Origin of the sequence: Proteiniphilum saccharofermentans, from assembly GCF_900095135.1 — a bacterium.
In the GTDB taxonomy this organism is placed as follows: domain Bacteria; phylum Bacteroidota; class Bacteroidia; order Bacteroidales; family Dysgonomonadaceae; genus Proteiniphilum; species Proteiniphilum saccharofermentans.
In genome coordinates this window covers 779,305-793,840 of the sequence record NZ_LT605205.1, presented here as the reverse complement: position 1 = coordinate 793,840, position 14,536 = coordinate 779,305, and the positions used below count along the sequence as shown (strand labels likewise).

Genomic DNA, 14,536 nt, shown 5'->3' with positions numbered 1-14,536 from the left:
AGACGTTTATATCTTAATTGATAATTACCGTTTTATAACCTCCATTATGATAAGAATCATCATTATTCTCCTGTTACTGCTGTCCGGCTTATTTGTTAATTGTCTTCATTCGCAAGAAGTATCCTCAAAAGGATTAGAACAAATTTCGGAACCTTTGGTGAAAGAGTTTATAGATATTCTGGCTTCAGACAAAATGCGTGGACGCTCGGCACCGAGTATAGAAGCAGATAGAGCCGCAAATTATATCGCCATGAAATTGAAAGAGTTCGGGATAAGATCTGTAAATGGATCTTATTTTCAACCAATTCCATTTTGTGCGGCCGACCTGAATATTGAAAACTGTAAATTTATTTTAACTAAGGGCAGTATAAATCACGCATATGACTTAAAGGAAAATTTCACTCCTCTGTTCAATACAGGAAGTAACCAGGTACAAGGTGAACTGGTTTTTGCGGGATATGGTATCACAGCTCCCCAATATAATTATGATGATTATAAAGATATTGATGTAAAAGGCAAGATTGTGCTGGTGATGAAACAGGAACCTCGCAAAAACGACACTATCGCCACATTCTTTGAAGGAAAAAAAGAGACACTATATTCCGGCATACCCTACAAAATACGGAACGCGGCGGAACACGGAGCAGCAGGACTTTTACTGGTAACCGACCCGCTTCACAATGTAGCCATTACCGCACAGGGTTATTTGTGGAACAGCCTGTATATGAAAGGCAAGACAAATCCTACATATAATGTATGCGAAGAAAACGCAAATATTCCCGCAGTACAGGTGAATCGGGATGTGATTAATGAATTATTCGGTAGTGTGGATTCGCTGAGGACTCTACAGCGAAAAATCGATGAAAGCATGCATCCGGTAAGAATGGAAGAGAAAACCGGTATGGATATGAGTATCATAATATCCGGCCCACAATCCATGGCTATTCCCATGACACAGAACACAGAAACAAAAATTCAATTCTCAGAAGTGGAATAACGAATGCATTCAAAAGAAAAACTTTTCTCTCCGTTTATCTGTTATTTATATCTGTTAAGATCTCTTGAGGCAGACGGTAGCAACAAAAAATTGTTTTACTTTTGCCGGACGGGACAAGACAATGCGAATAATCCCGACAAGTAGTGCCAATGAGACTAATATACCAATGTACTAATAGGACTAATTTAAATTGGTAATTAGTAATTAATAATTTGGTAATTCATAACTCATAAATACAACCAAATGAGAAAAATTTCTTTCGTTTTACTGATCGTAGTAGGTGCAATGGGGCTCACCGGATGCCAGGGATACAACCGGATGGTAGAAAAACAAGAGGCCGTAACCTCACAATGGGGTAACGTACAGAATGCTTATCAGCGTCGTGCCGACCTCATTCCCAACTTAGTAAACACGGTAAAAGGATACGCCCAACATGAACAGGAGACTTTTACCCAAGTAACAGAAGCAAGAGCCAAGGCCACGCAAACAACTATCAATCCTGAAAATCTCACGGCAGAGAGCTTACAGGAATATCAGCAGGCACAAGACCAGTTGAGCCAGGCACTGGGTAGATTGTTACTGATACAGGAGAATTACCCTGAACTGAAAGCCAACCAGAATTTCCTCGCACTTCAGGATGAACTGGCAGGAACAGAAAACAGGATCTCGGTAGAGCGGAACCGTTTCAACCAGTTGGCGCAGGACTATAATGCCTATATCCGCAAATTTCCACAGGTGATCTATGCTAAATGGTTCAAATTTGAACCAAAAGCCTATTTCGAAGCGACTCCCGCAGCACAGACTGCTCCTGAGGTACAATTCTGAGAAGATATTTCCACACCATACAATTTAACTTAACGGGAAAATAAAAACCGGTTGAGATATGTTGAACAAAGAGGAACTACAGAGAATCACGGAATCGATCCAACTCGCAGAAAGCCATACTTCGGGAGAGATACGCGTATGCGTGGCCCGGCAATGCAAAGGCGATCCGCTGGAAGCCGCATTCAAAAAGTTCAATCAACTGAAGATGGATACGACCCGGCTCCGTAATGGTGTGCTCATCTACGTATCTCCATCCGACCATAAAACAGCTATTATCGGGGATCAGGGCATCCATGACGCTGTGAATGGTGGATTCTGGAATGAAGCCCTGGAAAAGATGCTCTCCTATTTCAAAAAAGGAGAAATTTCGGAAGGGATCTGCAAAGGTGTAGAAAAAGTGGGAGAATTGATCAAGTCCCGTTATCCTGTATCGGAAAATGATATAAATGAATTAGGCGATGAAGTTATTATGGAAGAGTAAATATCTTCTTATACTTATATTCTTTTCTTCTTTAGGGTTATCGGCGCAGGATATCCCCGAACCGATGGTGCCCTACCGTTTGGTAAACGACTTTGCAGATATTTTCTCTCCGGCTGAAGAACAGGCTCTGGAGCAAAAACTACGTGCCTACAATGACTCCACATCCACACAAATATATGTAGTCTCAGTAACCGATCTGGGCGGTTATCCCGCCTCCGATTATGCTTTCAGGCTTGGTGAGAAATGGGAGATTGGACAGAAGAGTAAAGACAACGGTGCCGTCATCCTTATCAAACCGAAAATAGGGAATAGCCGCGGACAGGCATTTATCGCCACCGGTTACGGTCTGGAAGCACGGATCAATGATGCCTATGCCGGTCGTATTGTACGCAACGAGATGATCCCCTACTTTATTGACGAGGATTATTTTGGTGGAGTGAATGCCGCTATTGACGTAATGATAGCACGCCTCTCCGGTGAATTTGTTGCCGATGCCGAAGAAGAGGAAGGAATCCCCTTTTTCGTGATCATTATTATTCTGGTCGGCATCATCCTGTTGCTCTCTTTCCTTTCTAAGGGAGGAGACCAGCATATCGGCGGCGGTGGTCACCGGACAAGCCCCCCTATATTCTTCCCGCCAATGAGTGGTGGGCGTAGAAGCGGCGGCTTTGGCAGCGGAAGCGGCTGGAGCGGGGGGTTCGGTGGAGGTGGAGGCGGCTTCGGCGGCGGTGGCGGCGGCAGATTCGGTGGTGGAGGCGCCGGAGGAAGCTGGTAACATGGAAAAGAAAACTTTGATCACCGTTCTGGGCCCCACGGCGAGTGGAAAAACCGCATTTGCTGCACAATTAGCATACACGCTCGATGGCGAAATTGTGAGTGCCGACTCCCGTCAGATATACCGGCGGATGGATATAGGTACCGGCAAAGACCTTTCGGAATACACTGTAGAAGGATCTTCTATCCCCTATCATCTTATCGACATCCGCGAACCGGGAGAGAAATACACCCTCTTTGACTATCAACACGATTTTCATAAAATCTACTGCGACATCCTCAGCCGCAACAAGACTCCCATCCTGTGCGGCGGCACCGGACTTTATATCGAATCGGTGCTGAAAGGATACAATCTTCCTGATGTACCCGCCAATCCGAGACTGAGGTCAGCACTCGAACAAAAATCACTCGAGGAGCTGACCGACATCCTGCAAAGTTACCGTCCACTACATAACACAACCGACACTGACAGTAAAAAAAGGGCAATCCGGGCCATCGAAATAGAAGAATACAAATCGAAACAAGAGAGTTCTGCCACCACATTCCCTCCGGTAGAAAGTATTATCCTGGGCCTCGATATAGACAGGGAACTCCGGCGAAAAAAGATCACCGCACGCCTGCACGCACGTCTTCAGGAAGGGATGATCGAAGAGGTGCGGAGTATCCTTGATTCCGGAGTTTCACCCGAAGATCTGATTTATTACGGACTGGAATATAAATTCGTAACACTTCACGTGACCGGTAAGTTAAGTTACGGAGAGATGTTCCGGCAACTGGAGATTGCCATCCACCAATTTGCCAAACGGCAGATGACATGGTTCAGAGGTATGGAACGCCGGGGATTCGTTATTCACTGGATAGATGCATCCCTGACTTCCGAACAAAAACTGCAACTGGCAGGTAAATTGGCAGTGGACAATGGATAATGGACAGTGGATAATTTTCAGTTGTCAATTGTCAATTGTCAATTAAAGAAAAAAATCGTAATTTTGCCGTTCAGATAGTGATGCGCCTGAAAAAATAAGATACGCAAGGTGCTTTTAACAAACTCCATTTTTATAAATTAACACCAATGATCAAAGGAATATTTCCCGTTGAGAAGTTCAAACAACTCGACACCCCATTTTATTATTACGATATAGAGTTATTACGTGCCACACTCCAGGCTATAAAAAAAGAGACAGAGAATAAGCGTTTTCATGTGCATTATGCGGTAAAGGCGAATGCCAACCCGCGCATTCTGAAAGAGATTGCCGCTTTTGGCTTTGGTGCTGATTGTGTAAGTGGCAACGAGATACTGGCCGCCATGGAATCGGGATTTACCCCGGATAAAATAGTCTTTGCCGGTGTGGGGAAAAGCGACCGGGAGATAGAGATCGGACTTGATAATGACATTTTCTGTTTTAACGTGGAATCAATCCCTGAACTCGAGGTTCTCAACACATTGGCCTCTGCAAAAGGAAAAACGGCAAGGGTGGCATTCCGCATCAACCCCAATGTAGACGCACATACACATAAGTATATCACTACAGGACTAACTGAAAATAAATTTGGCATCAATGAACAGGATCTGCCCCGGATCCTGGAAGTGATGAAGGATTCATCCAACCTGCAACTGACAGGCATACATTTCCATATCGGTTCACAGATTACCGATCTCAAATCATTTGAAGACCTTTGTGTAAGAGTGAAGGAGTTACAGGAGTGGTTTAATACACAGGGGATTAAACTACCGGTCATCAATGTAGGAGGAGGACTTGGGATAAACTACCAGCATCCTAACCACATCCCAATGGCCGATTTCGAATCCTACTTCCGGCTCTTTGAAAAAAACCTGCAACTACAACCAAATCAGGAACTGCATTTCGAACTGGGACGGGCAGTAGTGGCACCCTGTGGCTCACTCATATCACGGGTACTTTTCGTAAAAGAGGGCATCCAAAAAAAATTCCTGATCGTGGATGCAGGGATGACCGACCTGATACGTCCCGCACTCTACCAGGCTTTCCACCATATAGAAAATATCTCCTCCGAAAAAGGACCGGCGCTATATGATGTGGTGGGGCCTATCTGTGAATCGAGTGATGTTTTTGCAGAACAGATCATGCTTGACGAAAGTGCCAGAGGAGACCTGATTGCCATCCGTTCCGCCGGCGCATACGGAGAAGTCATGGCATCCCGATATAACTGCCGCAACCTGCCCTTATCATACTTTTCCGACCAACTTTAAATGATATGCTTTCAGGAACACAAAAGATGGATCTTCTCAATTCATTATTCAACCAATTCACCCTGACGGAATGGATACTGGGAGGCATATTGCTGCTTTGCTTCCTGATACAACTCTTTTTTTGGCTTTTCATTTACAGGCGCCCTTACAGCTACCAGAAAAAAAAAGGTGAACTTTCCATTCCTGATGAAGCACTCCCTGCCATCTCGGTCATTGTCACCTCGAAGAACAACGCCGAAGAACTGGGACGAAACCTGCCGTCCATACTGGAACAGGACTATCCGAACTTTGAAGTGATTGTCGTAAACAGTGGATCGACAGATGACACCGACATGGTATTGAAAGCCGCTGAACTAAAATATCCCCATCTTTACCATACTTATGTGCCGGCAGAAGCCGACGGTGGCATCAATGAAAAGAAACTGGCACTCACACTGGGAATTAAAGCAGCAAAGTACGATTTCCTCCTATTCACCGAAGCCTATTGCAAACCATCTTCTAAACATTGGATCAGAGAATTCGGAAAAGAATTCACGCAGGGAAAAGAGGTGATCCTGGGTTTTAGCCGGCTGGAGATTCCCAAGAAGACAGGCCTACGGGGGTTTATGCTATATGATAATCTCATCCATCATTTGAAATTCCTATCAATGGCCATATTGAGAAAACCTTTTATGGGAATTGGGCGCAATCTGGCTTATAAAAAAGAACTTTTCTTCAAAAATAAGGGTTTCTCTCCGGTATTAAACCTGGAGGGAGGAGAAGACGACATATATATCAACAGGATCGCCCCGAAAAAAAAGACAGGCGTAGTACTTTCCCAACAGGGCCTGACTGAAACCGGCAGTGTGCATCATTTCTCGGAATGGCGTACTTTAAAGTCCCGGTATCTCTATTCGAAACAGTACTACAAAGGATTCTCGTTCCGTATATTTAGCCTGGAAACATTCTCCAAATATCTCTTCTATATCTCATTAATTGGCACTATTGCATTGGGGATAGTAGCCGGTAACCACATACTGACAGCTTCGGCCTTATTATTTTTTGTGATCAGATATGTGGTTCAATGGAGAGTAACCACCCTTAACAGCCGTCTCTTCAATGCAGGGAAATACCATCTCAATCTCTTCTTTTACGATATTTTTCAACCTCTTAATAACACCCGATTCAGGAGATATGCCATCAAGCGGAACAGGGCAAGAGGATAATGCAAGAGCAACTGACAGGAGTAACAGAAAGAGGGAAGGCAAATCAAAATAAACAGGTATCATATAAGGCAAAGAGAGGGAAACCCGTCAATCTGTCAGGCAAAAGCTGCTCTGAATGAAACCGATAGGGTTAAATCGGGTTAATCACTCTTTGTTTGCGTTAAAAGTGTTAAAAAGCCGGTCTGCAGCTAAAAATTCTGCATGTTATTTGTCATATATTTGCAGGATATAGGTGCGACCTCGGGTAAGCCCAAAACAAGTTTAGCTTGCCTCTCGACCTTCTCTATATTATTGTATTGGTATGAATAATAATAAACATCAACACACAAAGAATATGAACACAGGAAATAGTAAAAACGTATTCATTATCGTATTAGTGGCAATTTTAAGTTCAGTTGTCACTTTATTGGGTTACAATGTAATAAACAGAAACAACGGGAGCAGTTCATTCTCCGATTTACCAGGGAGCAGGATTTCCGAAGAAGTACGTGCTTATGCCGACTCTTTTGAACAAGACAAAAATGTAGTGCTCACCAATCTCACCACATCGGATGGATATCCCGATTTTACCGAAGCAGCTGCCAAGTCGGTCGATGGAGTAGTACACGTGAAAACAACAACAATTAGCCAGCAACAATACATCAATCCGTTTGATTTTTTCTTCGGGTTTGGCGACCGCATGCCTTCTCAACCACGTGAACAGGTAGGTTACGGTTCCGGAGTGATCATTTCCAAAGACGGATATATCATCACGAATAATCACGTAGTGGATAAAGCAAATGAGGTCTCCGTCACCCTGAATGACAACCGGGAATTCAAAGCTAAGGTAGTCGGTACTGACCGTATGAGTGATATCGCCTTACTGAAGATTGATGGGGATGATTTTCCTTATCTCACTTTCGGAAACTCTGACGCGTTAAAAGTAGGGGAATGGGTTTTGGCGGTAGGTAATCCGTTCAACCTCACCTCTACGGTCACCGCCGGGATTGTGAGCGCCAAGAACAGAGGTAATGTGATGGGAGGCGGATTAGGTATCCAATCCTTCATCCAAATAGATGCCGCGGTCAACCCCGGGAATAGTGGTGGTGCACTGGTCAATACACGCGGAGAGTTGGTAGGTATCAATACTGCCATTTATTCACAGACGGGCAATTTTGCAGGGTATGCTTTCGCCGTGCCTATTTCCATTGCCGGCAAAATAGCTGCAGACCTGAAGGAATACGGCACCGTACAGCGCGCACTGCTGGGAATCCAGGCACCCAATATAGAGATCATCGGGCGTCAGGATCCCCAAAAAGCACGGGAACTGTCACAAATCAAAGGCGTACTGGTAGAAGATTTCAGCGACCGAAGCGCGGCCAAAGCAGCAGGTATCCAAAAGGGAGATGTGATCAACGCCATCAACAATGTACCTATCCGCAATTTCGCCGAACTACAAAGCCAGTTGAACAGATACCGTCCGGGGGACAAGATCAGCGTTACGGTCGACCGCAACGGCAACAGCCACTCATTCAATGTTGAACTGACGAACAACGAAGGCAGCACCGAAATAACACGCGGTACAAACGCCTTGAACACTTTAGGTGCCACATTCAAACAAATACCGGATGAAAGGAAAAGGGCTTTAGGCATTTCAAGCGGTATCGAAGTAGAAAGTGTAAAAAGTAACGGACTTTTCAGAAAAGAAGGAATTAACAAAGGCTTCATCATTATGAGGATAAATAATACTCCGGTCAATAGCGAAAGTGACGTGGCTAATATTGTATCGGCTGCTAACAACAGTCAGGATAAAGTGCTGTTGATTGCAGGTTTTTATCCAAACGGAAGAACGCAATATATTGCCATCGATTTGACAAGCAGTCGATGATATCCGGTTAATAAAGGTTAATCTCAACTTTTTAAGTAACAAAAAAGTAGTGATTCGTGTTTTATAGCAAAGGAATTGGGTTTCATCCCAAATTCCTTTGTTATGGTTTATTGACAGGGCTTTTATTTCACTATCAGAAATATTTTGTACTTTTGCACCCCCAAATGATGAATCATAAGATAACTTAGAAGGATTAAGCATAAATGAGACAATTAAAGATTACAAAATCAATCACAAACCGGGAAAGTGCTTCTTTGGACAAATACCTCCAGGAAATCGGTCGTGAAGATCTGATCACTGTGGAGGAGGAGGTCGAGTTGGCACAAGCCATCAAAAGGGGTGATCGTCAGGCACTGGAAAAACTCACCAGGGCCAATCTCCGTTTTGTGGTATCGGTAGCGAAGCAATACCAGAACCAGGGATTGAGCTTACCTGACCTGATCAATGAGGGGAACCTGGGTCTGATAAAAGCTGCCGAGAAATTCGATGAAACCAGGGGGTTTAAATTTATCAGTTATGCCGTTTGGTGGATTCGTCAATCGATTCTGCAAGCTTTAGCCGAGCAGTCCAGAATTGTCAGATTACCGTTGAACCAGGTGGGATCACTCAATAAAATCAGCAAGGCTTTCCAGAAGTTTGAACAGGAGAATGAACGGAGGCCTTCTGCAGAAGAATTGGCTCACGAACTGGATCTGTCTGTGGAAAAAGTGACGGATTCACTAAAAGTGTCAGGCCGCCATATTTCTATGGACGCTCCTTTTGTGGAAGGAGAAGACAATAGCTTGTTGGATGTCCTGGTGAACGATGACGCTCCTGTTGCTGACCGTACACTAATTAATGAATCTCTCCAGAAGGAGATCGACAGGGCACTCTCCACACTAACCGAAAGAGAAAGCGATATAATTAAAATGTTTTTCGGTATAGGATGCCAGGAAATGACTCTTGAAGAGATCGGTGATAAATTCCAGTTGACGCGTGAACGTGTCCGCCAGATCAAAGAGAAAGCCATACGCAGACTCAGACAAGACTCCAGGAGCAAGTTATTAAAAACTTACCTTGGCTAATTTAGGCCTTTTTATCAGCGGAAAAAGTAAAAAAATGGCTTAAAATGCCCTCATCATCATGTTTTTTGGTGATTTTTTACACAAAATTGGACATATGTAAAAATTAAGTTTTATATTTGTGATCCGAAGTAAGAATGAATATACTTCGATGAACATTATTTCAATGGAGATGTTATACATGAAAGCAATGAAAATTGCGCTGAGTGTATAATACACATGTTGATGGACGACGGAAATAATATCGAGTTATTGTAATAAAATGTTTAATTAGAATTTAAATTTATGAAAAAGTTTGGTTTACTTTTATTTTCTGCTCTTGTTGCTTTCAGCATAAGTGCACAAGAAGTACAAAACGTTTCTCACGGTACAGTGTATCTGAAAAACAAAGCAAGTGATAATTGGTATATTGGTCTTGGCGGTGGAACCAACCTCTACATGACTAAAGGCGAAAATGATGCCGATGCGAACTTCGGTGATCGTCTGGGATGGATGGGACAACTTGAAATCGGACGCTGGAACTCTCCTAACTGGGGTGCTCGTGTGGTAATTGACGGTGGCCTTATCAAGCACGTAGCAGGTGCTCCTGTTCCTGATGAACAAAACTGGCTAGGCGGTCATTTAGACCTGATGTACAACGTTACCAATGCATGGGGCAGCTACAATCCTGACAGGGTTTACAGCCTGGTTCCTTATCTTGGTATCGGTTACATGTACGGACTGGACGACTGGAAAAAACCCAATCCTGACGGCGATCTGTTCAAACACCAGAATCAGACATTGACCTACAATGTGGGTTTGATCAACAATTTCCAACTTTCCAAGAGCGTAGCCCTCTTCCTCGAACTGGGATGGAGAGTAATGCAGGAATCCTTTGATAAGAGCGGAGCAGCCGGAGATTATGAATATGACAGCATGTTCACCGGTACTGCAGGTATCAAATTCGGTCTTGGAGGAAAACAGGATTTCACTCCTGCCGAACTGATGGATTACAACCTGATCAACGACTTGAACAGCCAGATCAACAGACTGCGTGCTGAAAACGAAGAACTGAGACTGAGACCGGAATCTTGCCCGGAATGTCCTGAAGTTCAACCGACTGTTGTTGAAGAAGCTGTATACGTTCCTAACGTAGTATTCTTCCGCATCAATTCCGCGAAGATCGACAGAGGTCAGCAAATCAGTGTTCACAATACTGCTGAATACATGAAAGCTAACCCGAATGCGAAAGTTAACATCGTAGCTTATGCCGACAGACAAACAGGTACTCCTGAATACAACTTTGCACTTTCTGAAAAACGTGCAAGAGCGGTTGCCGATGCTTTGACTAACGACCACGGAATCAGCAGCGATCGTATCTCTATTGACTGGAAGGGTGATACCGAACAGCCGTATGCAGAAAACGACTGGAACCGTGTTGCTATCTTCTTCGTTGAGTAAGATTAAGGCACAACAAATAGTATAAAAAAATCCCGGCCAATTGGCCGGGATTTTTTTATATGCCCAGTAAAAATGCACGAAGATTAAAAGCTATTATCTTATCTATTCTTTTATGTAAATACGTTTAACACGAGGAGACACAGAGGTAAGTATTTCATAGGGGATAGTACCGATACTCTCAGCCAACTCGATCACCGATAGATTTTCACCAAACAGGATAACCGTGTCACCTTCCTCTGCTTTAATGCCGGTCACATCCACCATGCAGAGATCCATGCAGACATTCCCTACAATAGGTGCATATTGCCCGTTAATCAGAACCTTTCCTTTACGGTTGCCGAATTGCCGATCCAATCCATCTGCATAACCAAAACGTATTGTGGCGATGCGTGCATCCCGTTCCAGTTTTTCTTTTCTTCCGTAACCTATAGTCTCGTTAGAGGAGATATGTTTGATCTGTAGAATAGTCGTCTTCAGGGTACAGACATTTTTAAGACCCGGCAAACCGCTAGCACTGATACCATATAGTCCGATTCCAAGACGGGTCATATCCCATTTGGTATCAGAGAAACGTTCCATACCAGCCGAGTTGAGTATATGCTTATAGACGGGATAATTGAATGCTTGCTCTATTTCCTCTGCTGCCTTCCTGAATATCTCCATTTGCCGGTGAGTAAAATCATCAAAATGCCAGCTTTCGCTTGCAGATAAGTGTGAGAATACAGATATCACTTTCAATCCTTTTTGTTTTTTGAGCACGGATAACATATCAGGTATCTGTTCCGGAAGAAAACCCAACCGATGCATTCCGGTATCGATCTTCAAATGGATCGGATAATCTGTGATGCCTCTTCGTTCCGACTCCTTAATGAACGCCTCCAGAATACGGAAATTGTATACTTCTGGTTCCAAATCTGCGTTAAAGAGCTCTTCGAAACCGTTCACTTCAGGATTCAATACTATCAATGGCAATGAAATCCCTTCCTTCCTGAGTTGTATTCCTTCTTCGGCTACAGCCACTGCCAGGTAATCACAACGATGGTATTGAAGTGTTTTGGCAATCTCCACAGCACCCGCACCATATCCGTTCGCTTTTACCATGCAGACCAGTTTTATATCTGATAACAAGCGGGATTTATAAAAATTGAAATTATGTACTACGGCATCCAGATCGACCTCCAGCAGAGTTTCGTGTATACGTTCCTCAATAAGAGCTCCAATCTGTTCAAAATGGTACCTACGTGCACCTTTCAGCAAAATCAACTCATGATCGAAATTTTTCCACTCTCCGGAAGAGATAAACTGATCTGTTGTCAAATAAAAAGATTTCTCCGGCGTTGAAAACAGATCCTGGTGAGTTGTGATATCCCGGCCTATGCCTATCACTCTTTCTACACCACTCTGTTCTATCATTCCTGCCACTTTTTTATAAAGGGATCCCGGAGGAATTCCCGCCTGAAGTATATCGGAAAGGATCAATGTTTTCTTTAAATGCCGGTCAACCTTACGCTGTTGTTGGAAATCAAGTGCAATTTTAATGGAATTGATATCAGAGTTATAGGTGTCATTTATAATAATGCAGTTTTCTTTTCCTTTCCGGACATCTAATCGCATAGCTACAGGTTCAAGAATAGCCATCCTGGAGGAGATACCTGTAGGTGAAATATGCAGGTAAAGTGCAACGGCAAGACAACTGATGGCATTCTCAATTGAAGCCTCATCGGTAAAAGGGATTGTGAAGGAGTCATCAAAATCCAGGAATGAATAGTTGATTACCGTCTTCTCCCCTTTCTTTTTCACCGCAGATATATACAAATGCGCATCCCTGCTTTTTCTGGACCAGGTAAAGGTTTTCTGGGAAAGCACCATCTGATCGACACACTCGGCAACCAGGTGGTTGTCCTCATCAAAAATAAACACATCGCAGTTGACAAAAAGTTCCAGTTTCTCCATGATCTTCTGCTGCAAGGAGACAAAATTTTCCTGATGCGCCTCCCCTATTTTTGTCAATACTCCAATAGTAGGCCGGATAACAGGCTCCAGTTTGCCCATCTCTTCCGGCTGCGATATACCCGCTTCAAAAATACCCAACTGCGAATCATCATCCAATTGCCAGACCGAGAGAGGCACACCAATCTGGGAATTATAACTCCTGGGTGAACGGACAATATTGTAATCTTTCTCCAGTATCTGGTAAAGCCATTCTTTTACAATAGTTTTCCCATTGCTACCGGTAATTCCAATGACAGGTATATTGAATCTCTTTCTGTGATAAGCTGCGATCTTCTGCAGTGCCGACAAACTGTTTTTCACTTTCAGGAAATTGGCATCTCCAAAATCCGCCCATTCCGGGAAAGTCTTAGATACTACAAAATTACGTACACCCTTTTCATACAGTTCACCTATAAAAATATGTGCATCATTATTTTTTGTTTCCAACGCAAAAAAAAGGGTCTCAGCCGGCAATGCCAATTTACGGCTGTCGGTAAGCAAAATCGATATTTTATCCGATCCCTCCTTATTGACCGGTACACCTAATATAGTCCCTATCTCTTGAATACTGTACTGCATAATTAATTATCAATTACCAATTACCAATTATGAATTATGAATTTGTCCATTTTCAATTTTCAATTTTCAATTATCAATTATCACCTTCCCACCTTCTTCACTTGGGCAGATCAATATCATCGCACGAAATCTCAGGATATCTCCGGCTAAAAGTCTCCAATTTCCTCAACGTATCCTTCACAAATGCCTCATGCTCTTTCGTTCCCGGATAAAGCGGTCGATGCTCCATTGCCCTCCTGATCTGCTCCCATTCTTTATTTATCCCGATTGTCTCACTCGAAAAGAATGTATTGCTGAAAAGCTGCCAGATATAATCAATGGCAAAGGACGAAGGATGTATCATATCTTCATCATAAAACCTGTAATCACGTAACTCATCTATCATTACTTCATAAGCAGGAAAATAACGCACGTTCTCCGGAAAAAGTTGTACTAAATTATCTATCGCCAGATGAAGTATCGATTTGCTAATCTGATTTTCATGCGCACCCTCTTTCCAGTGACGGACAGGACTCACAGTAAATAATAGTTTGATGTCCGGATGCATGGCTGTAAGCATTGAAATCAGCTTTTCCCACTCCTCCGTAATTTCTTCTACCGATAAACGGAACCTGTGGAACAGGCGGGCGGGTAATTTATGGCAGTTACCTGCAATTTCCCCGCTTTCCTTCCACTGATACACATAGGCCGAGCCAAAAGTAATCAGGAAAAGATTGGCCCGTTTGATCTGCAAAACAGCACTTTCAAACCGTTCCGAAATATTCCGCAGACAGACCTCTTTGTCGGGAGCCGAAAATTGTCCATGATGCATCAAACTATGATATAGCCCATTGTTGAATATAAGGTCAGCTTCCAAAAAAGGTTTTGTAGACAGTAACCTTTGCATGGCTGTAGAAATGGAAAAAGGATTGTATAAAATACCAAAAGGATTTACATCCACCCGAAATTTAGATTGCTGAAGCTTCCTGCCTATATTTTCAGAAAAGCAGGAACCGAAAAGCATCATCCGGGAAGAGTGATTAATCTGTATATCCGAGACGGGAATATTTATGATTGTCCTAAAATCCATATATAAATCATTTTCA

Annotated in this window: 12 protein-coding genes; 10 read left to right on the top strand and 2 right to left on the bottom strand. The window is 43.2% G+C overall.

Annotation, left to right across the window (positions count from 1 at the left end; all coding sequences use genetic code 11):
- Nucleotides 1-46: 46 nt before the first annotated feature.
- The 10 genes from PSM36_RS03025 to PSM36_RS02980 all read left to right on the top strand — a co-directional run bounded on the left by PSM36_RS03025 (nucleotide 47) and on the right by PSM36_RS02980 (nucleotide 10,880).
- Nucleotides 47-997, top strand: a complete 951-nt coding sequence (locus PSM36_RS03025) for a PA domain-containing protein (RefSeq protein ID WP_076928733.1) — start codon at nucleotides 47-49, stop codon at nucleotides 995-997.
- Between the two features lie 243 nt (nucleotides 998-1,240).
- Nucleotides 1,241-1,822 carry a LemA family protein gene (locus PSM36_RS03020; protein ID WP_076928732.1) on the top strand — a complete coding sequence of 194 codons (582 nt, stop codon included), beginning with the start codon at nucleotides 1,241-1,243 and terminating at the stop codon, nucleotides 1,820-1,822.
- Nucleotides 1,823-1,880: 58 nt separating this feature from the next.
- Nucleotides 1,881-2,303, top strand: coding sequence for a TPM domain-containing protein (locus tag PSM36_RS03015; RefSeq protein WP_076928731.1), 423 nt, complete (start codon nucleotides 1,881-1,883; stop codon nucleotides 2,301-2,303).
- Entirely contained in the window at nucleotides 2,281-3,078 is a 798-nt protein-coding gene (locus PSM36_RS03010) for a TPM domain-containing protein (RefSeq protein WP_076928730.1), read from the top strand. Before PSM36_RS03015 ends, PSM36_RS03010 begins: the two co-directional genes overlap by 23 nt.
- A gap of 1 nt (nucleotide 3,079) precedes the next feature.
- Complete coding sequence (gene miaA / locus PSM36_RS03005) at nucleotides 3,080-4,003, top strand: tRNA (adenosine(37)-N6)-dimethylallyltransferase MiaA (protein ID WP_076928729.1); 924 nt, start codon at nucleotides 3,080-3,082, stop codon at nucleotides 4,001-4,003.
- Between the two features lie 146 nt (nucleotides 4,004-4,149).
- Entirely contained in the window at nucleotides 4,150-5,307 is a 1,158-nt protein-coding gene (gene lysA / locus PSM36_RS03000; RefSeq protein WP_076928728.1) for a diaminopimelate decarboxylase, read from the top strand.
- A gap of 5 nt (nucleotides 5,308-5,312) precedes the next feature.
- On the top strand, nucleotides 5,313-6,512 hold the full coding sequence (locus PSM36_RS02995) for a glycosyltransferase (protein ID WP_083710907.1): 1,200 nt from the start codon (nucleotides 5,313-5,315) through the stop codon (nucleotides 6,510-6,512).
- 334 nt (nucleotides 6,513-6,846) lie between these two features.
- Nucleotides 6,847-8,379: a Do family serine endopeptidase gene (locus PSM36_RS02990; protein ID WP_076928726.1), complete on the top strand. Its 1,533-nt coding sequence runs from the start codon at nucleotides 6,847-6,849 to the stop codon at nucleotides 8,377-8,379.
- A gap of 203 nt (nucleotides 8,380-8,582) precedes the next feature.
- On the top strand, nucleotides 8,583-9,443 hold the full coding sequence (locus tag PSM36_RS02985; protein ID WP_076928725.1) for a sigma-70 family RNA polymerase sigma factor: 861 nt from the start codon (nucleotides 8,583-8,585) through the stop codon (nucleotides 9,441-9,443).
- A 282-nt stretch (nucleotides 9,444-9,725) separates the two neighbouring features.
- Complete coding sequence (locus tag PSM36_RS02980) at nucleotides 9,726-10,880, top strand: OmpA family protein (protein WP_076928724.1); 1,155 nt, start codon at nucleotides 9,726-9,728, stop codon at nucleotides 10,878-10,880.
- A gap of 102 nt (nucleotides 10,881-10,982) precedes the next feature.
- On the opposite strand, the gene PSM36_RS02975 is transcribed toward PSM36_RS02980, so the two are convergent.
- Together PSM36_RS02975 and PSM36_RS02970 are read right to left on the bottom strand one after the other, a co-directional pair.
- Complete coding sequence (locus PSM36_RS02975; protein ID WP_076928723.1) at nucleotides 10,983-13,451, bottom strand: bifunctional UDP-N-acetylmuramoyl-tripeptide:D-alanyl-D-alanine ligase/alanine racemase; 2,469 nt, start codon at nucleotides 13,449-13,451, stop codon at nucleotides 10,983-10,985.
- A gap of 97 nt (nucleotides 13,452-13,548) precedes the next feature.
- A complete protein-coding gene (locus PSM36_RS02970; protein WP_076928722.1) occupies nucleotides 13,549-14,520 on the bottom strand; it encodes a GSCFA domain-containing protein in 972 nt (323 codons plus the stop codon).
- Between the last annotated feature and the right edge of the window lie 16 nt (nucleotides 14,521-14,536).

Bases quoted from the DNA above. Each gene is read 5' to 3' on its own strand.
- PSM36_RS02985 (WP_076928725.1), top strand. From the start codon at position 8,583: ATGAGACAATTAAAGATTACAAAATCAATCACAAACCGGGAAAGTGCT.
- PSM36_RS02990 (WP_076928726.1), top strand. From the start codon at position 6,847: ATGAACACAGGAAATAGTAAAAACGTATTCATTATCGTATTAGTGGCA.
- PSM36_RS02980 (WP_076928724.1), top strand. From the start codon at position 9,726: ATGAAAAAGTTTGGTTTACTTTTATTTTCTGCTCTTGTTGCTTTCAGC.
- lysA (WP_076928728.1), top strand. From the start codon at position 4,150: ATGATCAAAGGAATATTTCCCGTTGAGAAGTTCAAACAACTCGACACC.
- miaA (WP_076928729.1), top strand. From the start codon at position 3,080: ATGGAAAAGAAAACTTTGATCACCGTTCTGGGCCCCACGGCGAGTGGA.
- PSM36_RS02975 (WP_076928723.1), bottom strand. From the start codon at position 13,451: ATGCAGTACAGTATTCAAGAGATAGGGACTATATTAGGTGTACCGGTC.
- PSM36_RS03010 (WP_076928730.1), top strand. From the start codon at position 2,281: ATGAAGTTATTATGGAAGAGTAAATATCTTCTTATACTTATATTCTTT.
- PSM36_RS03020 (WP_076928732.1), top strand. From the start codon at position 1,241: ATGAGAAAAATTTCTTTCGTTTTACTGATCGTAGTAGGTGCAATGGGG.
- PSM36_RS02970 (WP_076928722.1), bottom strand. From the start codon at position 14,520: ATGGATTTTAGGACAATCATAAATATTCCCGTCTCGGATATACAGATT.
- PSM36_RS03015 (WP_076928731.1), top strand. From the start codon at position 1,881: ATGTTGAACAAAGAGGAACTACAGAGAATCACGGAATCGATCCAACTC.
- PSM36_RS02995 (WP_083710907.1), top strand. From the start codon at position 5,313: ATGCTTTCAGGAACACAAAAGATGGATCTTCTCAATTCATTATTCAAC.
- PSM36_RS03025 (WP_076928733.1), top strand. From the start codon at position 47: ATGATAAGAATCATCATTATTCTCCTGTTACTGCTGTCCGGCTTATTT.